We start from the raw sequence: 18,328 nt of genomic DNA, 5'->3' as shown, positions 1-18,328 counted from the left end.
ACTCAGTCGGCGCCGGCGGCCACGGGAAAGGTTTGCTCGCGCCCGTTGACGGTCGCGGTCACGCTGGACGTGGCCGACAGTTGCGCCGCCTTGTCCTTGGGCAGCGGCCATTCGCGCGCCTGGCCGGCCAGCGCATAGCCGAGCAGGCCCTTGCTGACCTCGACCTCGGCGCCGCCCTGCGCGCGCACGCGCGTGGCGCCCAGCTGCGCATGCAGCGCGCCGTCGTTGCGGGCACGCAGGACCAGGGCGCCGTCGCGGTGTCCGAGACTGAAGCGCACATCGGGCGCCGCGCCGGCCGTCGCGGGCGCGACGAACACCGGCACCGAATACTGCAGCCGGATCGCCACGCCGCTGCCCACCTCGTTGCGCGGGATCTCGTCGATCAGGATGCGGTAGCTGCGCTCGACGCCGTCCTGGCCCGCCCTGCGCCGCACCAGGCGGATGGTCTGGGTCGACTTGGCCGCGACTTCGATGATCGGCGGGCTGGCCACCACGTCGCCGGTCGGGGTGAGCACGTCGACGCCGTCCTTCTGCGCCCAGGTGTAGACGCGTACCTGGCCGTACAGCGGCGTGTCGCCGAAATTCTGCAGGTTGATGCCGGCCGCACCCTGGTCCGGGGCGAAAGCGATCGAGACCGGCGAGATCTGCAGGTTGGCCGCCGTGGCGCCGCCCGATGCCAGGCAGACGCAGGCCACGGCGCAGGCGAACAGGCCATAATGCAGGGCCTGAAGAAAGCGGCAGGCCAGCGCCGGGAGGAAAGCGTGACGTGGCATCATTGATCCGTAATCTCGGTTAGCCGCGCAATCAGAAGTACACGGTGGCGGTGACGGTCGACTTGTACGCGTCCGGCGCCGGGGTCTGCTGGGCCGGGACTTCGCCGTAGACGGTCAGGGTCTGCTGGGCGCCGGTACCGGTGCCGGCCAGGGTGTCGGTGCCCTGGGTGTTGCCCCAGGCCGTGGCGCCCGGCGCCTGGTACAGGTTGAAGCGCACCGTGCCGGCGTTGGCGCCGGTGCCGCTCATGTAGCGGGTGGTGCCGCTCGAACCGGTGCCGGTGCCGGCGTTCAGGCCGACGTTGTACGGGGTGGTGTTGGTGCAGGTCACGTTGATGGACGAGCTGGCGGTCAGCGCGGCGCTCAGCACGCCCTGGTTCTGGCCGAAATCCATGCCGTTGGCGGCGATCGTGCAGTCGGCCACGATCTTCATGCTGACGTCCATGGTCGAGCTCTTGCTGCCGTTGCTGTAAGTGGCAGCCTGGGCCGCCAGGGGCAGCGCCAGTGCGCCGATGAGGGTTGCCGCCAGCAGCTTGGACTTGGACGTCGACATGGGATTCTCCTTTACGCCTGATTCGATGAAAGTTGCGGTGTTGTGTTTCCGTGTGACAACTATCGCAAATTCCAGTTAATTCAGCAAATCCAGTAAGTCTTCTGGATGAGATAAACCATCTGCTGGATGCGAAATGACGATAAAATCGCAACTCGTTGACTCGATTTACAACGTTTTTGACCTATGCCGCAATCACGCCAACGCATTTTGCTGATTTTTCCCGACAGCCCGGAGCGCAGCCTGCTCGGTGCGACGCTCGGCCGCGCGGGCCATCCGGTCAGCCTGGCCGGGGCGGCCCTGCCGGGCTGCCGCCTGGCCGCGCTCGACCGGCCCGAGCTGATCGTGGCCGACCTGGCCTTGCCCGAGGTCGACGGCTACGCCTGTTGCCGCTTGCTGAAAGCCGATCCCGCCTGCGCGGCGATTCCGCTGATCCTGGTGGGGGCGGACGCCGGCCCGCGCGAGCGCACGGCCGGCCTGCTGCTCGGCGCCGTCGACTTCCTGAGCAAGCCTTACGACATGGACGAGCTGCTGGCGCGCATCCGCGTACACCTGGGCCTGGCCGCGCGCGCGCGCGAGGGCGCGCCCGCGACGGCGCTGAACGACACGGGCGAGGCGGCGCGACCGCTCGAGCTCGACATGCTGGTGCTGGCCACGGCTTGCCGGGTGATCGACGCCAACCTGGCCAGCCTGCCGGCCCTGCCCGAGATCGCACGCGCCGCCGGCACCTACCGCGAGCGCCTGAACGCGCTGTTCAACGAGCGCCTGGGCATGAGCGTGTTCGAGCACGTGCGCGAACGGCGCCATGCGCGCGCGCTGCAGCTGCTGCGCGAGACCGATCTGGGTGTGGGAGAGATTGCCGTGCTGGTGGGATTCAGGAACGCACGGAATTTTTCGACCGCCTTCCGCGAGCGCAGCGGCATGGCGCCGCTGGCCTGGCGCCGCGCGGCACGCGGCGGCTCGGTGGGGACTGAGTAGAGGACCGGGCGGCCGCCGGCGGGCGCCGGCTCAGGCCGCGCTCACGCCGCGACGTGCGGCACGCCCGGCGCCGCTGCAGGCACGGCCTTGACCGCGCTGGCCGGCAAATCGATGTGGAAGGTCGTGCCCTTGCCTTCTTCGGACACGAAACCGATGCGTCCGCCGTGCTCCTCGACGATGCCCTTGCAGATCGACAGCCCGAGGCCGCTGCCGCCGCCGCTGCCATGGTGGGCGAAGCGGCTAAAGACGCGCTCGCGGAACGGCGCCGGGATGCCGCGTCCGTGGTCGGCCACCGAGATGCGCGCCCCGCCCGCATTCGCGGCCACGGTGATGTCCACCTTCGAACCCGGCGGCGAGAACTTGATCGCGTTCGACAGCAGGTTGGTCAGTACCTGCAGCATGCGGTCGTAATCGATCTCGGCGGCCAACTCGGCGCAGCCGCCGGCGCTGGCGCAAGAGACCACGATGCTGCGGTCGCGGCCCAGCCCGCGCATCGCCCCGGCCGCTTCCTGGACCATCGGCAACAGCAGGTGCTGGCTGGTGCGCAGGCCCAGCACGCCGGCCTCGATCTTCTGGATGTCGAGCATGTCGTCGACCAGGCGCACCAGCCGCTCGCAGTGGCGATGGGCGATGTCGGCCAGTTCCTGGGCTTCGGGATCGAGCTGGCCCACGTTGCCCTGGGCCAACAGCGACAGCGACACCCGCATCGAGGTCAGCGGCGTGCGCAGCTCGTGCGAGACGGTACCGATGAATTCGTTCTTCATGCGCTCGACCTTCTTGCGCAAGGAAATATCGTGCAGGAAGATGCTGAAGAACGGGCGCGGCCCGCTGCCGACCAGGTTGATCGTCAGTTCGACCGTGAATTCGGCGCCGTCGCGGTCGCATACGATGCGCTCGACGCGCCGCCCCAGCACCCCGAGCGTACCGGTCGCCACGAACTGGCTCAGGCTCCTGCGCACGCTGTCGCGGAAGCGTTCCGGCACCAGCCGCGCGACCGGCTGGCCAAGCGCCTCCTCGCGGCGCCAACCGAACATCGTGGCCGCCTGCGAATTCCAGTCGACGATGGCGCCGTCCAGGTCGACAGCGACATAACCGTCCTGGGCGATCTCGATGATGTCGCGCACGCGGTCGGCGCCGGCCTTGACCTCGTCCAGCGCCGCGGCGAGTTCGAGCGTCCGGTCGGCCACGCGCCGCTCCAGCGTCGCATTCAGCTTCTCGACGTCGGCGCGGCGCAGGACCAGGTCGCGCACCAGGCGGTTCAAGGACGCGGCCAGCTCGCGCACCTCTTCATAGCTGCTGGCGCCGCCGTCGATCAGCTGGTCGTCGTCTTCGCGCAGGTTGCGCGCCGCGCCGGCCAGGCGGTTCAGCGGACGGGTGATCCAGCGCGCGACGAAAGCGCCGGCCACGGAAAACAGCAGCGCCAGGCCGACGCCGCTGGCCAGCGCATAGCGGCGCAGGAGCTGCACCGGCGCCAGCGCGGTGTCGAGGTTCTCGCGCACCAGCACCTTCCAGCCCAGGCCCGGATAATCGGCGTAGCCCTGCGAGCCGGCCATGCCGACCAGGTAATGCTGGCCGTCCGGCCACATTTGCTGTTCGAAGCCGCGGTCGCGGTTGGCCAGCTGGCCCATCGCGCTGGCCGGCAGGCGCGTGCCCTGCAGGCCAGGCGGGCCGAGCAGCACCTTGCCGCGCGCGTCGACGATCATCGCATCGACCTTGCGGCTGGCTTCGAGCGGCGCGATGATCGATTGCTGGACGTCCTTGGCCCAGGCCCAGGACAGGTGGGCGCCGACCACGCCGCGCGGCTTGCCGTCGCGTCCGAGATAGGGAAAGGCCACGTCGACGAAACGCATCGGCTCCTTGGCCTGCGGGGCCAGCAGGCGATACAGCAGCTTGGCCTCGTGCACGTCGCCGACGTGCAGCCCGCGCAGGGCATTGCCGAACCATGGCCGCTGCGACACGTCGGCGCCTTCGAGTAAGCCGTTGCCGGCGACTTCGACCTTGCCGTCCAGGCCAGCCAGGCCGATCCACCCGTAGTAGCGGTAACTGGTCAGGACATCGTCCAGCAGTTCGCGCCGCGCCTCGATCGACCGGGTCTCGTCGCCCAGCTCGCGGCGGCGCGCAAGCAGCGCGATCTCGCGATAGCGCTCGTACATGCCGCGGTCGAGCTTGTCGACAGTCTGGACGGCGAGCTCGGCCAGGCCACGCCCGATCGTCTGCTCGACGTGCTCGGTGGTCTTCCGTTCGACCACGGCGACGATGATGAAGGTGAGCAGCACCGACAGCAGGGTGAAGGCCAGGGCCATGTAGCCGGCGAGTCCCCGCGGCTTGGGAAAGGTGGACGTGCGAAACGGCATGTGAAGTGGATTCGTGTCTTATTTTTCCGCAGAGTAACACGATCTTTAATTGCCGCGCAGCACGTATTTGACGTTTGCAGCGTTTACGACACAGCCCCATGTCAGTTGGCGAACATACCCTGCGGACCGGCGAGGCTTTTTCGTGACGCGTCACGCCGGCGCGAGCGACGCGATTGCGCCAACACGGGTCCCGATGCGGTGACATAACTGCTTGATCTGGCTATAATTTCGGCCTTCGCCTCCGAGGATTCTCCATGTCGCTGCTCTCCCATCAGATCGAACTCCTGTCACCCGCCAAGACTGCCGAGATCGGCCGCGAAGCCATCCTGCATGGCGCCGACGCGGTGTACATCGGCGGCCCGGCCTTCGGCGCGCGCCACAACGCCAGCAACAGCATCGAAGACATCTCGGCGCTGGTGCAATTCGCCCACCGCTACCGCGCGCGCATCTTCGTGACCCTGAACACGATCCTGCACGACGCCGAACTCGACGCGGCGCGCAAGCAGATCTGGCAGCTGTACGAGGCCGGCGTCGACGCGCTGATCGTGCAGGACATGGGCTTGCTGGAGATGGACCTGCCGCCGATCCAGCTGCACGCCTCGACCCAATGCGACATCCGCACGCTTGAAAAGGCGAAATTCCTCGGCCAGGCCGGCTTTTCGCAGCTGGTCCTGGCGCGTGAACTCACGATCGAACAGATCAGGAAGATCCACGCCGCGGTCGACACGCCGCTGGAGTATTTCATCCACGGCGCGCTGTGCGTGGCGTTCTCGGGCCAGTGCTATATCTCGCACGCCGACAACGGGCGCAGCGCCAACCGCGGCGACTGCTCGCAGGCTTGCCGCCTGCCCTACACGCTGTCCGACGGCCAGGGTCGCGTGGTCGCCTTCGAAAAGCACCTGCTGTCGATGAAGGACAACGACCAGAGCGCCAACCTGGAAGCGCTGATCGACGCCGGCATCCGCTCTTTCAAGATCGAGGGCCGCTACAAGGACATGGGCTATGTCAAGAACATCACCGCCAACTACCGCCTGCTGCTCGACGAGATCCTGGAACGCCGTCCGGAACTGGTGCGCGCCTCGAGCGGCCGGACCGAGATCCTGTTCACCCCGGACGTCGACAAGAACTTCCACCGCGGTCATACCGACTACTTCGCCAACGGCCGCCAGGAGACCATCGGCGCCTTCGATTCGCCGAAGTACGTCGGCATCGAACTGGGCAGCGTGACCCGCATCGGCGGCGACAACTTCGACGTTCTCGCCAACGACGCGATGGCCAATGGCGACGGCTTGAACTACATGCACAAGCGCGAGACGGTCGGCATCCAGGCCAACGTCGTGCAAAAGCTCGGCGAGGACGCGGATGGCCAGCGCTGGCGCGTGTTCCCGAACGAGCCGATCTCCGGCCTGCCCGGCCTGAAGGTCGGCGCCGCCATCCACCGCAACCGCGACCACCAGTGGGAAGCGGCGCTGACCAAGAAGTCGTCCGAGCGGCGCGTGCGCATCGACCTGCGGCTGTCCGGCACGCCTGACGGCCTGCGCCTGGACCTCGTCGACGAGGACGGCATCGCCAGCAGCACCGTCGCGAGCGCAGCGCTGCAGAGCGCCGACCAGCAGGACAAGGCGCTGGCCGGCCTGCGCGCCAGCCTGGCCAAGCTGGGCAACACGATGTTCGAGGCCGGCGAAGTGACGCTCGACCTGGCGCCGGCGCCGTTCGTGCCGTCCAGCGTCATCAACGGATTGCGTCGCGATGCGGTAGCTGCGCACGAGGCGGCGCGCCTGGCGGGCTGGCAGCGTCCGGAGCGCGCCAAGCCGCTCGATCCGCTGCCGACCTACCCGGACACCCAGCTGAGCTACCTGGCCAACGTCTACAACGAAAAGGCGCGCGCGTTCTATCACAAGCATGGCGTGCAACTGATCGACGCGGCTTACGAGGCGCACGAGGAACCGGGCGAAGTCTCGCTGATGATCACCAAGCACTGCCTGCGCTTCTCGTTCAACCTGTGCCCGAAGCAGGCCAAGGGCGTGCAGGGCGTGCAGGGCCAGGTGCGGGCCGAGCCGATGACGCTGGTGTCGGGCGAGGAAAAATACACCTTGCGCTTCGACTGCAAGCCGTGCGAGATGCACATCGTCGGCGCGATGAAGCCGGGCATCCTGAATTCGCCGCCGCCCTCCAACATTCCATACAGCCCGCTGGTGTTCCACAAGCAGCGCCCACGCGCTTGAGTCCGTATAATCCCGCCACGATGAAATCCCTGTACGCCCTCCCCCTGCTGCTCGCCGCCGGCGCCGCCCTGGCCGACGACGCCGCCCTCCTGCGCTGCCGCGCCCTCAACGATACGGGCGAGCGCCTGGCCTGTTACGATGCGATCGAGCTCGCGCCCGGCCGCGTTGTGTATCCGGCTGCCGTTGCGGCGCCCGCTCCTGCCGCCGTGCCGACGCCGACGCCCGAGCAAAGCTTCGGCATGGCCACGGTCAAGCGCGCCGAGCCGGAAGAGCCGAAATTTATCGAAACTGCCATTTCCGGTGTCTTCCAGGGCTGGGGCCCCAACACCCGGTTCAAGCTCGCCAACGGCCAGGTCTGGCGCGTCGTCGACGGCAGCGAAGCCGTACTGGCGCCGGTGCAGGACCCCAAGGTGCGCATCGTGCGCAACCTGTTCGGCACCATGTTCCTCGAGATCCCCGGCACTAACAACTCGCCCAAGGTGCGCCGCGTGCGCTGATGTGCGCTGAACCGCCGCTCGCGCGGCCCTGACGGCACGCTTCCCACCCTCGCGCGCCTGGCGGCGCGCTCCACGTCAGGCTTTCCAGGCTCACCCTCTTCTATTGCGCTCATTTGCGCGGCCAGCCGCTGGCCGCGCCGCATTCGCCTGCCCGGCCGTCCTGTGTACGCGGCCTGCCGCGCGCGGCTTTGCCCCTTGCGCTGGCTGGAACCGAAAAAACCGGAGTGCTTCGGCTGCGCCTGCGCATGGCACTCGCCACCATGCCCCACAGTTACCGTAAGTCACAAAACCGTAACCATCTCGGCACACCTCTGCGGACGGTAGGTGCAATTGTGAAACATTCTGCGCACCAACTGCATGATGATAAATATACTTGCACACATCCCCACCGCGTCCGGTTTGCCCTCTGACGCAACGCTTCCATATCGTCCGACATGGTTTTGCTCATCAGGCCATAATCTTAACGAAATCTTAATAAGCCAAGAGAAGTTGCCTGGCGGCTACTGTAAACCGTCAAGTCTTACATCTGGTTACACTCGAAAATAATATTGACTGGTTTTCCGTCAGCGCGCGGCTGGAAGAAGAGCCGTAAAGCGACGCATGACGCGTTGCTCATCTGCCATCACAGCAGTTTGTGCAGACCGGCCCTCCGCTACGGCAAAAACCGAGAATGACAAGGAGGATGGATGACCCAAAAGCGCCTGCTTTGCATTGCCATTGACGCCAATCGCGCCGACATGCTGTTGCGCGACGTGATGCTCGACTGGGACATACGTTGCGTCGGCAGCCTGGCCGAGGCCGGACGTGAACTGCGCAACAACCGCTACCTGGTCGGCCTGCTGATGCACCACCGCGAACTGAACCGCCCCGCCGAAGTCGATACCTTCCTGCGCCGCCACAGCGACATCCAGTGGGTCGGCGTATTCCAGCCGCGTGACCTGGAAACCGCGTCCTGCCGCGACCTGGTCGTGGAACACTTGTGCGACTATCATACCGCCCCGGTCGATCCGGTACGCCTGGCGCATACGCTCGGCCACGCGCACGGCTGGGCCATGCTCAGGCGCAGCACCGGCATGCAGGCCGCCCCGCGCGACGACGATTCGCCCTTGATCGGCAGCTGCGACGCCATCGTGCACCTGCGCACCCAGGTCGAGCGGGTGGCGAAGGTGGCGGCGCCGGTGCTGATCTGGGGCGAAAGCGGCAGCGGCAAGGAACTGACGGCGCAGGCGATCCACGCCAGCTCCGAGCGCGCCAGCGGGCCTTTTATCCCGATCAATTGCGGCGCCATCTCGCCCAGCCTGATCCATTCCGAGCTGTTCGGCTACGAGCGCGGCGCCTTCACCGGTGCGCAGCGCGCCAAGGCCGGCCTGATCGAATCGGCCGACGGCGGCACGCTGTTCCTCGACGAGATCGGCGACCTGCCCAAGGACCAGCAGGCCAACCTGCTGCGCTTCCTGCAGGAGAAGACCATCACGCGCCTGGGCAGCACGCGCCAGTTGCGGGTCGACGTGCGCGTCATCGCGGCCTCGCACGTGCAGCTGCAGCAAGCCGTCGCCAAGGGCGACTTCCGCGAAGACTTGTACTACCGCCTGGCCGTGCTGCCGGTGACCGTACCGCCGCTGCGCGAGCGCACCGACGACCTGGTCACGCTGGCGGAACACTTTTTCCAGGTGTACGCCAGCGAAAAATCGCCACGCCTGAAAGGTTTTTCGACGCGCGCGATCGAGGCCATCCTCGACCACGACTGGCCCGGCAACGTGCGCGAACTCATCAACCGCGTCCGACGTGCGATGGTCATGGCGGACGGCCGCCTGATCATGCCGGAAGACCTGGGCCTGGCGCGCGCCATCCACGTCAATGCCCCCGCCCTGGACGATGCGCGCATGCGCACCGAGCGCAGCGCCCTGCGCGAATGCCTCGACCGCAGCGGTCAGAACGTCAGCCGGGCCGCGCGCGACCTGGGCGTGTCGCGCACCACCATGTACCGCCTGCTGAGCAAGCACGGCATGCGCTCCTGAGCCGCGACCTGTACACGTGTAGCAGGGTTAGCGCTACACGTGTACAGGAAAGGTGTACGTCCCTCACCCAATGTGACACAACTGTACCGGGAACGGTACACATTCTCGACAATTTCAACAATTTGCCCAAGTTCTTCTCTGACACCGGCGTAAGACAAATCGCACAAAGCCAGCAAAAACAAGCACTTACAACTTGTTACGAGTGTGCTGGCATTGATTGTGCAAAGAACAAGGTATCGGCGAAATAGGGCCGATCCATTACCAACCAATACCCAGAGGGGAATTCAGAATGAACAAGACTTTGCTCGTGACCGCCATCTCGCTCGCTTTCTCCGTGAGCGCCCAGGCACAAGACTCGCTCGACGCGCGTGGCGGTAGCACGGCGACCCAGACGACGAACGCAGCGTCTGGCTACAACACTGCAACGGACAGCAGCACCCACACCAGCACCACGACGAACACCAGCACCCCGACCGACAACAGCAACAACGCTTCGGGTTACAACACCAACACCAACAGCAGCAACAACGCGACGGGTTACAACACCAACACGAACACCAACACGCAGACGTCGACCGACAGCAGCAACCGTTCGAACACCCAGACCGACAACAGCAACAGCGCTTCGGGTTACAACACCACGACCCGCACCAACAACAGCAACAACGCTTCCGGCTACAACACGGCCAACAACACGAGCGCCCAGACCGACAGCAGCAACCGCGCTTCGGGCTACAACACCTCGAACAACACCAGCACCGATTCGCACAACCAGGCCTCGACCAGCACCAACACCGCGAACAACACGCAGGCGTCGACGACCAACAACACCAGCACCGATTCGCATAACACCGCGAACACCAACACCGACAGCCACACCACCACGACCGACAACAGCGACAACAGCCAGCGCACCGCGTCGACCAACACCAACAGCAACAACAGCGATTCGAGCACCCGCACGAACACCAACACCAATACCGACAGCCACACCGGCCAGAACAACAGCAGCGGCGGCTCCGCCGCTTCGGCTGCAGGCGCGATCGCCGCCAACAACGGCGGCACGGCCACCTCGAGCTTCTCGAACTCGTTCAACACCTCGAACGCCAACGCCAACGCCACCCTGACCGGCTCGGTCAACGGCAACAACATCACCAACATCGGCAACGTCGCCACCAACCTCGGTAACGCCAACGGCGCCCAGGGCAACGCGGGCAACGGCGCGACCGGCACCGGCGGCTCGGTGTCGGCCATGACCGGCAACGGCGCTTCGGCCGGCGCATCGAACGGCGCAGCTGGCGCAGCCGGCGGCTCGGCGTCGAGCGGCTCGGCAAGCGGCGGCTCGGCAACGGCCGGCCTGGCAACGACCGGTTCGTCGAGCGGCGCACTGGGCGGCGCAGGCGGCACCACCGGCTCGGCCACCAGCGGCATGGGCGGTAACGGCGGCACCGGCGGTTCCGGCGCAACCGGCGGCTCGGCCGGCGCAACCGGCGGCCTGGGCGGTGCTGGCGCAGCCGGCGGCCTGGCTTCGGGCGGCAACGGCGGCGGCTCCGGCTCGCTGTCGGGCGGCAACGGCGGCTCGAACGGCATGATCACCGCCGGCGCCGGCGGCGCAGGCGGCACCACCGGCTCGGCAACGGGCGGCATGGGCGGTTCGGGCGCGGCAGGCGGCATGGGCGGCCGTGGCGCAGCAGGCGGCATCGGCGGCGCCGGTGCGGCAGGCGGCATGGGCGGCGCTGGCGCAGCCGGCGGCCTGGCTGGCCGTACCGATGCGACCTCGGGCACCGGCGCAACCGGCTCGACCAACGGCGCCGGCGGCTCCTACGCCACCACCACCCCGGGCACCGGCTCGGGCACCGGTACCGGCACGGGCACCCCGTCGGGTAGCGGCGCTACCTCGGGCGCACCGACCGGCACCGGCGGCGCGACCACTTCGGGCACCGCAACCGCTACGGCCGGCACCTCGACCGGCGGCGCCGGCGGCATGGGCGGTGCAGGCGCGGCAGGCGGCGCGGGTGCAGCAGGCGGCGCCGGCGGCATGGGTGCAGCGGGCGGCACCGGCGGCGCAGGCGGTGCGGGCGCGATGGCTTCGAACACGGCAGGCAGCGGCGCAGCAGGCGGCGCAGCCACCGGCGGCTCGGCTGGTAACGGCGCAGCGCTGAGCAGCACCGCGGGTTCCGGCGCAGCCGGCACCGGCGGCGCGGGCGGCGCAGGCGGTGCAGGTGCTTCGGGCACCGCCACCGCAGGCGTTGGCGGTGCCGGTGCAGCCGGCGGCGCGGGCGCCTCGAGCGGCCTGGCCCAGAACACGGCAGGCAACGGCGCAGCCGGCGGTTCGTCGACCAGCGGCGCGGCCACCAGCGGTTCGGCCACTACCGGCTCCCAGACCTCGGGCGCTTCGACCGGCGGCAACGGCGGCATGGGCGGCTCGGGCGGCTCGTCGACCGGCGGCAACGGCGGTTCGCTGGCCTCGATCAGCGCCGGCTACGGCGTGGGTGGCCTGGGCGGCGCCGGCACCGGCGGTGCAGGCGGCTCGAACAGCGTCAACGCCGGTTCGTTCGACATGTCGAACAACATGAGCGGCGTCGGCCAGTCGGCCGCCGGCATCATGGTGGTGAGCCAGAACAACGGCTTCTCGTCCCTGATCCAGCAAAACGTCAACGTCCAAAGCAACCTGGGCGTCGGCAAGTAATGCGATAAGCAGTCGGACTGCCGTGCCCCCGGGCACGGCAGTTTTTTCAAGCGACGGGGGACAATAATGCAGCAACCTGAGTTCAAGACAATTTGCGGCCGCGTGTGCAGCGTCGCTGTGCTCGCGGCGTTCGCGTCTGCAGCCTGGGCCGCGCCGGAAGGTGTCGAGAATGCCCTGGCGGCCCGCGCGCTCGGCGCCGCGCCTGTGGCGATGCCGCTCGAGGCCGCGCAAGCCCTGGCTCAGCCAGTGACGCTGGCGGCAGCGCCGTCCAGTGCGAAGCTCGACGGCATGGACTTCGGCCAGGCAGCCGACCTCGGCCAGCTGGAACAGTCGCGCGGCGGTACCGACACCAGCAACGTCACCAACAACACACGCATCAGCGGTGCGGTGACCGACAACAACGCCATTAACGTGGTTACCGGCAGCAACACCATCGACGCCGGCTCCTTCGCCAACATGGCGGGCATTCCGGTGGTGATCCAGAACACCGGCGCCAACGTACTGATCCAGAGCTCCACCACCGTGAACCTGCAGTTCAAATGAAACGCCTGTTCCTGACCCTCATCTGCACCGCGCTGGGCGCCCTGGGCGCCGCCAACACCCTGGCCGCCGACCTGTCGATTGCCGGCAGTTCCAGCTACGACGTCCCGGTGCACAGCATGAAGGCCTTGCGCTTCCGCTCGATTACGCGCCAGCAGTACGACTTCAGCTGCGGCTCGGCCGCGCTGGCCACGCTGCTGACCTATCACTACGGCTATCCGGTTTCCGAGACCACCGCCTTCCAGGCCATGTGGGAACGCGGCGACCAGGCCAAGATCCGCCGCGAAGGGTTCTCGCTGCTCGACATGCAGCGCTACCTGGCCGAGATCGGCTTCAAGGCGGACGGCTTTACCGTGCCGCTGCAAAAACTCATCGACAGCAAGCTGCCGGCGATCGTGCTGATCACCGAGCACGGCTACAACCACTTCGTCGTGATCAAGGGCGCCGAGGACGGCCGCGTCCTGCTCGGCGATCCTTCGAGCGGCACGCGCGCGATCACGCGCGCGCACTTCGAATCCATCTGGCCGACCCGGCTGCTGTTCGTGATCCACGACGCGCCCACCAAGCCACAGTTCAACACCGCCATGGACTGGCGCGCCGCACCGCATGCGCCGCTGGGCGAAGGCGTCAGCCAATCCGCGCTCGACACCACCTTCGCCTTGCCGAAGTTCGGTCCCGGCGACTTTTAACAGGAGACACCATGCGCCTGAACGTCCCGATCGGACTCGTCCTGGCCTGCGCCGCGCTCGTACTGCAGAGCAGCGCGCGCGCGCAGGAAGGGCAAGCAGACCTGTTCAGCGCCGCCAACGCGGTCGATGCGAGCTCGCTCGACGATTACCGTGGCGGCTTCACCACCGACAACGGCATGTCGGTGACGCTCGGCCTCGAGCGCATCGTCAGCATCAACGGCATCACCGTCGACCAGACGCAGATCAATTTCGGCGACCTGGGCAAGCTGACCAGCGGCCAGGCCACGCTGTCGCAGGAGGCCATCGGCCAGCTGCGCCTGGTCCAGAACGGGGTCGGCAACAACCTTGCGGTCAATCTCGGGCAGAACGCGCTGGGCGGCACCGTGATCCAGAACACACTGAACGACCAGCTCATCAATAATCAGACTATCATTAACGCCAGCGTGAACGCGCGAGGCATGTTGCAGAGCATGAATTTCGGCTCCACCCTCGCCAACGCATTGAACACGGCCGCCAACGGCAGGTAGCAATCCCAACACGGAGAAAAGAATATGCAAAAACTTCCAGCGCTGACCAGCGTGATCGGCGCCAGCCTGGCCCTGGCAACCCTCCCAGCGGCAGCCCAGACCGGCCCGGAACTGCTGGAGCAGATCAAGATCATGCGGCAGCAGCTGGAAGAGCAGCGTGCGCGCGTCGACGACCTCGAGCGCCAGCTGCGCGCCGGCGGCGCGGCGCCCGCCCCCGCGGCGAGCGCGTCCCAACTGTCGGGACTGCGCGGCACCGGCAACGGCCCGGTGCAGGATCCGCAGGCGCAAGCTGCGCCCGTGGTTGCGACATCGCCGGCCCCTGCACCCGCGCTTGCACCGGTACCGGCACCGGTCCCGGCCGCCGTCGCCGGCGCTTACCCGGCCCAGGGCGTGGTGGTCCCGACCGCCATCCCGGCCGCGGCCGGCCCGGTGCCGTACGCGCCTGGCTACGTGCCGCCGTCGAACCTGGCGCCGCTGCGCGGCGCAGGCGCGGTGGCCGCGGCCGACCAGACCGGGATCGCACCGGTCGGCGCGGCGCCGGCCCAGAGCCAGCAACAGCAACAGCAACAGCAGACCCAGGCGGTCGCCGCCTCGACGCTGTTCGAAACGCCGGGCGTGCTCACGCCCAAGGGCCACGCCGTGTTCGAGCCGTCGGTGTCGTACAGCTATTCGTCGAGCAACCGCGTGGCACTGGTCGGCTATACCGTGATCCCCGCGCTGCTGATCGGCCTGCTGGACGTGCGCGAGGTCAAGAACAACACCACCAGCGCCACCGCCACCTTCCGCTACGGCCTGACCAACCGCGTCGAAGTCGAGGCCAAGGTGCCTTACATCTACCGCAGCGACTCGACCATCAGCCGCGAGATCTTCACCGGCACCTCGCAGGACAATGTGTTCGAGACCAGCGGCAAGGCGGTCGGCGACATCGAACTGGCGGGGCGCTACCAGCTCAACGACGGCGGCGTCGACAAGCCCTACTTCATCGGCGGCCTGCGCTTCAAGACCCGCACCGGACGCGATCCGTTCCAGGTCGTGACCGACTGCCAGACCCGCTGCATCGGCCAGAACGTGACCGGCACCGGCCTCCCGCTCGACCTGCCGACCGGCTCCGGCTTCTACTCGCTGCAGCCGAGCCTGACCTGGCTGATGCCGTCCGACCCGGCGATCTTCTTCGGCACCTTCAGCTACACCAAGAACTTCAAGCGCGACAACGTCTACCGCACCGTGCTGAGCGGCGAACAGGAATACCTGGGTGAAGTGCGCCCGGGCGACGTGTTCGGCTTTAACTTCGGCATGGGCCTGGCGCTCAACGAAAAGGCGTCGTTCAGCATCGGCTACGACCACAACTCGGTCGGCCGCACCTACCAGGGCGGCGTGGTGGTGCCGGGTTCGGTGCGCGTCCAGCTCGGCACGCTGCTGCTGGGCTACTCGTACAAGCTGAACGACAAGCGCTCGCTGAGCGTCTCGGTCGGCGCCGGCATGACGCGCGACACCCCGGACGTGACGCTGATGGTGCGGGTGCCGTTCAACCTGTGATGACGTGACGCGTCACGTGAATTCGCGTGACGCGTGCCACACCGATAAAAAAAGGGACCACGCGTGGTCCCTTTCGTTTTGGCTCGAGCCAGGATCAGATGTAGTAAACCAGCGCGGCCAGCGCCACCACCAGCGCGACCTTGGTCGCCTTGTACGCGGTCTTGTTCCAGGCCTTGTAGCGGCGGCGGTACTGGCCCATCACATACGAGATCTTGAACAGCTTGCTGACCAGGCCGGTCTGGTCGCCGGTCTCGTTGGGCGAAGCGGCGGCGGTCATCATCGTCCGGCCCAGCCAGCGGTTGACCGCCTGCGCCCAGCGGAATCGCATCGGGCGCTCGACGTCGCAGAACAGGATCAGGCGGTCCTGGCCGCTGGTGTTCTCGGCCCAGTGGATATAGGTTTCGTCGAAGATCACGCCCTGGCCGTCGCGCCAGCTGTAGCGCTGTCCGTCGACTTCGATGAAGCAGCGGTCGTCGTTGGGCGTGGCCAGGCCCAGGTGATAACGCATCGAACCGGCGAACGGGTCGCGGTGCGGGTTGAGCTTGGCGCCCGGCGGCAGCTCGGCGAACATCGCGGCCTTGACCGAAGGGATGCCGGCCAGCAGCGCGTGGGTGCGCGGGCACAGGCGCTCGGCCGACGGGTGGCTGGCGTCGTACCACTTCAGGTAGAAGCGCTTCCAGCCGGTCTTGAAGAAGGAATTGAAGCCGGCGTCGTTGTTCTGTTCGGAGGCCTTGATCTTCTTCATTTCGATCAGCTTCAGGCCCTCCTCGCGGATGACAGGCCAGTTTTCCTGCAGCACGGACAGCTCGGGGAACTCGCGCACCGGGATGTACGGGGTGCTCGGCACGCGCGAGAACAAGTGCATGAAGATATTGATCGGCGCCATGAACGACGAATGGTCGAACAACTGGCGGCCGAACGGCAGGCGCACCTTACCGCGGAAATGGATGTGCAGAACGGAAAGGATGAGAAAACCGATAACTGCCCACTTCATTGCGCCTCCAGACACTTCGAATCAAGGTCGCAAGGATACCATAGGCGTTCAACGGCCGTAGGGCGACACTCCCTCGACTGGAGGGTGTGTCGCCCGCTTCGGCATGATCCGGGCGGCACGGCGGCGAGTTGTCGTGCGAGCGCGACAACCCGCCGATTGCCGGCAGGATCAGTGCTGCAGGTGCTCGTTCGAGGTGACTGCGTAGCCTTTTTCGTCCAGCTGGCCGGACAGGTTCTGGATGTCGTAGTCGTCCAGTTGCTGGGCGCCATCGTCGACTTCGAGTGCGCGGGCTTCGACTTCCCAGTCGGTGTTGGTGGCTTCCTCGGGGATGTTTTTGGTCTCGGGCACGGCCAGGTAGGAGAATTTGCCGTCCTGCTCGGCTCTGCGGTAGATATCCAGGCGCATAGTCGTTTCCTATGAATGGTTTTATAAGTTATTGAGGCGAAAGCCATCAGTAGCTTCACGATAGGCGAACGACAATCCAGCGTCTGTTAATCGACGCACACTGGCTGGGCATCAAGGGAGAAACGTCCCCGCTCAGCGCACCGGACCGCCGCCCAGCACGCGCGCCGGCAGCAGCACGATGGCGCGCAGCAGCGAGAATACGGCCTCGACACCGATGCCCACCAGCCGGAACGGCAGCAGGACCAGCCAGAACAGTGGATACAGGACCAGCGCCAGCAGGGCCAGCGGCCAGCACAGGAACAGCAGCAGCAACCAGAAGAGGAAACCCAGCATCGCAGACTCCGTATGGAAACCGAATGGAAACGTTACGGAGTGTACTGTAAGGATGGCACGCGGCGGCCGCAATCCGGATGCGATGGATGGCGAGGAGGAAGGATAAGCGGTGGGAAAGCGGGGATGAGCGGGACGGCTGCCGGCGATGCCCCTGATTCTGATGCTGATGCTGATGCAACGCGCGGCGCAAGGGCCGCGCGCCGCGCCGCTCAGGCGAACACGGCCAGGCCCGCGTCAGCCCCCTGCTCCTGCGTCACACGTCCCACCACGGCGGCCTGCATCGAGGCTTCCAGCGACGGGATCGAACCGCCGGCACGGTAGGCGAAGCTCACCTGCACCACGTCGCCGGCCTGCACGTCGACAGGCTGCGCCAGCGGCAGCATCATGTAGTGGTTCAGCCAGTCGATGGTGGTGCCGCGCGATTCGATGATCGACAACACGTTCTTGGTGATGAAGCGCAGTGCGTTCAGGCGCCCCGCCTTCTCGACCAGGAACTGGCCGGTCCAGGCGAACTGGCCGTCGACCGGTTGGGCAAAGTCGATGATGCCGTACACGGCCGGCTGGGCCAGCTCGACGGTGCCCGGCGACACCACATTGGTCTGCTGGAATTGCACGATCGGCGCGTGGAAACCTTCGAAATCGTATTCCTGCTGCAGCGGCTGGGCCGCCATGATGACCGCCTCGGGCATGAAGATCGGCAGCGGGCCGCCGAAGCGCGCGGCATAGCGGCGCTTGAACGATTCGATCACCTCGACCTGCTTTTCGCGCAGCATGCCGACGTGGATCATCTCGCAGATCACGATGTCGACCGGCTCGGGCGGCAAGTATTCGAAGGCGTCGGCGTGGATCACCTCGACCTTGTGGCCGTTCTCGTTGATCGCCAGGAAGCGGCGCGCTTCGCGCACCATGTCGGGGTTGAACTCGACGCAGTAGACCTTGTCCGCCTGCTGCGCGGCGAAGAAAGACAGCACGCCGGTGCCGCCGCCCAGTTCGAGCACCTTCATGCCCGGCTTGACGGCGTGGAAGATCGCCGATTTGAAGCTGTGCATGCGGTTCTGGTCCATCAGCATGTTGTGGTGATAGTGGACCGGAATGAATTGTCCGAGGTAGCAGCTTTCGATTTCGCGTTCGTTCAGCATGGTCGTCCCAAGTGGTGGTATGCCGACATTATGCGATCCGGGGCCATGCGGCGATGAGCCAAGCTGAGGGGGAATCCGACGCCA

16 protein-coding genes are annotated in these 18,328 nt (G+C 66.7%); 9 read left to right on the top strand and 7 right to left on the bottom strand.

Annotation, left to right across the window (positions count from 1 at the left end; all coding sequences use genetic code 11):
* Positions 1-2: 2 nt before the first annotated feature.
* Both FA90_RS06120 and FA90_RS06115 read right to left on the bottom strand, forming a co-directional pair.
* Positions 3-773 carry a molecular chaperone gene (locus FA90_RS06120; RefSeq protein ID WP_081934052.1) on the bottom strand — a complete coding sequence of 257 codons (771 nt, stop codon included), beginning with the start codon at positions 771-773 and terminating at the stop codon, positions 3-5.
* A 31-nt stretch (positions 774-804) separates the two neighbouring features.
* A complete protein-coding gene (locus tag FA90_RS06115; RefSeq protein WP_036166965.1) occupies positions 805-1,323 on the bottom strand; it encodes a spore coat U domain-containing protein in 519 nt (172 codons plus the stop codon).
* Between the two features lie 207 nt (positions 1,324-1,530).
* On the opposite strand from FA90_RS06115, the gene FA90_RS06110 reads away from it, so the two are divergent.
* Positions 1,531-2,298, top strand: coding sequence for a DNA-binding response regulator (locus FA90_RS06110; protein ID WP_051971488.1), 768 nt, complete (start codon positions 1,531-1,533; stop codon positions 2,296-2,298).
* Positions 2,299-2,339: 41 nt separating this feature from the next.
* Here the strand turns inward: FA90_RS06110 and FA90_RS06105 are convergent, their stop codons facing one another.
* The gene (locus FA90_RS06105; protein ID WP_051971487.1) at positions 2,340-4,652 is read right to left on the bottom strand and encodes a sensor histidine kinase; all 2,313 of its coding nucleotides are present in this window, start codon (positions 4,650-4,652) and stop codon (positions 2,340-2,342) included.
* A gap of 254 nt (positions 4,653-4,906) precedes the next feature.
* Between FA90_RS06105 and FA90_RS06100 the strand changes: the two genes are divergently transcribed.
* The 8 genes from FA90_RS06100 (at position 4,907) to FA90_RS26885 (ending at position 15,373) form a co-directional block, all read left to right on the top strand.
* Positions 4,907-6,877 carry a U32 family peptidase gene (locus tag FA90_RS06100; RefSeq protein WP_036166961.1) on the top strand — a complete coding sequence of 657 codons (1,971 nt, stop codon included), beginning with the start codon at positions 4,907-4,909 and terminating at the stop codon, positions 6,875-6,877.
* 20 nt (positions 6,878-6,897) lie between these two features.
* A complete protein-coding gene (locus FA90_RS06095) occupies positions 6,898-7,374 on the top strand; it encodes a hypothetical protein (RefSeq protein ID WP_036166957.1) in 477 nt (158 codons plus the stop codon).
* A 686-nt stretch (positions 7,375-8,060) separates the two neighbouring features.
* Positions 8,061-9,392 (top strand): sigma-54 dependent transcriptional regulator, encoded by a 1,332-nt coding sequence (locus tag FA90_RS06090; protein ID WP_036166955.1) that lies wholly within the window; start codon positions 8,061-8,063, stop codon positions 9,390-9,392.
* 289 nt (positions 9,393-9,681) lie between these two features.
* Entirely contained in the window at positions 9,682-12,081 is a 2,400-nt protein-coding gene (locus tag FA90_RS27495; RefSeq protein ID WP_051971486.1) for a hypothetical protein, read from the top strand.
* A 66-nt stretch (positions 12,082-12,147) separates the two neighbouring features.
* Positions 12,148-12,624 carry a hypothetical protein gene (locus FA90_RS06080; RefSeq protein WP_156116603.1) on the top strand — a complete coding sequence of 159 codons (477 nt, stop codon included), beginning with the start codon at positions 12,148-12,150 and terminating at the stop codon, positions 12,622-12,624.
* Positions 12,621-13,310, top strand: coding sequence for a C39 family peptidase (locus tag FA90_RS06075; RefSeq protein WP_051971484.1), 690 nt, complete (start codon positions 12,621-12,623; stop codon positions 13,308-13,310). The genes FA90_RS06080 and FA90_RS06075 overlap by 4 nt, the downstream gene beginning before the upstream one ends.
* 11 nt (positions 13,311-13,321) lie before the next feature.
* Entirely contained in the window at positions 13,322-13,837 is a 516-nt protein-coding gene (locus tag FA90_RS06070) for a hypothetical protein (protein ID WP_036166952.1), read from the top strand.
* A 24-nt stretch (positions 13,838-13,861) separates the two neighbouring features.
* The gene (locus FA90_RS26885; RefSeq protein WP_197065249.1) at positions 13,862-15,373 is read left to right on the top strand and encodes an acetate kinase; all 1,512 of its coding nucleotides are present in this window, start codon (positions 13,862-13,864) and stop codon (positions 15,371-15,373) included.
* 94 nt (positions 15,374-15,467) lie between these two features.
* Here FA90_RS26885 and lpxO read toward each other — a convergent pair whose 3' ends face one another.
* The 4 genes from lpxO to FA90_RS06045 all read right to left on the bottom strand — a co-directional run bounded on the left by lpxO (position 15,468) and on the right by FA90_RS06045 (position 18,244).
* Positions 15,468-16,367 carry a lipid A hydroxylase LpxO gene (gene lpxO / locus FA90_RS06060; protein ID WP_036166951.1) on the bottom strand — a complete coding sequence of 300 codons (900 nt, stop codon included), beginning with the start codon at positions 16,365-16,367 and terminating at the stop codon, positions 15,468-15,470.
* A gap of 168 nt (positions 16,368-16,535) precedes the next feature.
* Complete coding sequence (locus FA90_RS06055) at positions 16,536-16,772, bottom strand: DUF6139 family protein (protein WP_036166949.1); 237 nt, start codon at positions 16,770-16,772, stop codon at positions 16,536-16,538.
* Between the two features lie 132 nt (positions 16,773-16,904).
* Positions 16,905-17,105, bottom strand: coding sequence for a hypothetical protein (locus tag FA90_RS06050; protein ID WP_036166946.1), 201 nt, complete (start codon positions 17,103-17,105; stop codon positions 16,905-16,907).
* A 209-nt stretch (positions 17,106-17,314) separates the two neighbouring features.
* Complete coding sequence (locus FA90_RS06045; RefSeq protein WP_051971483.1) at positions 17,315-18,244, bottom strand: methyltransferase domain-containing protein; 930 nt, start codon at positions 18,242-18,244, stop codon at positions 17,315-17,317.
* Positions 18,245-18,328 lie beyond the last annotated feature (84 nt).

Origin of the sequence: Massilia sp. 9096 (assembly GCF_000745265.1) — a bacterium.
GTDB lineage: Bacteria > Pseudomonadota > Gammaproteobacteria > Burkholderiales > Burkholderiaceae_D > Telluria.
Note: the sequence above shows the minus strand (reverse complement) of the source record. Positions and strands in the feature narration are given on the sequence as shown.

Coding starts and splice junctions, on each gene's coding strand:
- FA90_RS27495 (WP_051971486.1), top strand. CDS start 9,682: ATGAACAAGACTTTGCTCGTGACCGCCATCTCGCTCGCTTTCTCCGTG.
- FA90_RS06100 (WP_036166961.1), top strand. CDS start 4,907: ATGTCGCTGCTCTCCCATCAGATCGAACTCCTGTCACCCGCCAAGACT.
- lpxO (WP_036166951.1), bottom strand. CDS start 16,367: ATGAAGTGGGCAGTTATCGGTTTTCTCATCCTTTCCGTTCTGCACATC.
- FA90_RS06105 (WP_051971487.1), bottom strand. CDS start 4,652: ATGCCGTTTCGCACGTCCACCTTTCCCAAGCCGCGGGGACTCGCCGGC.
- FA90_RS06115 (WP_036166965.1), bottom strand. CDS start 1,323: ATGTCGACGTCCAAGTCCAAGCTGCTGGCGGCAACCCTCATCGGCGCA.
- FA90_RS06045 (WP_051971483.1), bottom strand. CDS start 18,244: ATGCTGAACGAACGCGAAATCGAAAGCTGCTACCTCGGACAATTCATT.
- FA90_RS06090 (WP_036166955.1), top strand. CDS start 8,061: ATGACCCAAAAGCGCCTGCTTTGCATTGCCATTGACGCCAATCGCGCC.
- FA90_RS26885 (WP_197065249.1), top strand. CDS start 13,862: ATGCAAAAACTTCCAGCGCTGACCAGCGTGATCGGCGCCAGCCTGGCC.
- FA90_RS06095 (WP_036166957.1), top strand. CDS start 6,898: ATGAAATCCCTGTACGCCCTCCCCCTGCTGCTCGCCGCCGGCGCCGCC.
- FA90_RS06080 (WP_156116603.1), top strand. CDS start 12,148: ATGCAGCAACCTGAGTTCAAGACAATTTGCGGCCGCGTGTGCAGCGTC.
- FA90_RS06070 (WP_036166952.1), top strand. CDS start 13,322: ATGCGCCTGAACGTCCCGATCGGACTCGTCCTGGCCTGCGCCGCGCTC.
- FA90_RS06055 (WP_036166949.1), bottom strand. CDS start 16,772: ATGCGCCTGGATATCTACCGCAGAGCCGAGCAGGACGGCAAATTCTCC.
- FA90_RS06050 (WP_036166946.1), bottom strand. CDS start 17,105: ATGCTGGGTTTCCTCTTCTGGTTGCTGCTGCTGTTCCTGTGCTGGCCG.
- FA90_RS06075 (WP_051971484.1), top strand. CDS start 12,621: ATGAAACGCCTGTTCCTGACCCTCATCTGCACCGCGCTGGGCGCCCTG.
- FA90_RS06120 (WP_081934052.1), bottom strand. CDS start 773: ATGCCACGTCACGCTTTCCTCCCGGCGCTGGCCTGCCGCTTTCTTCAG.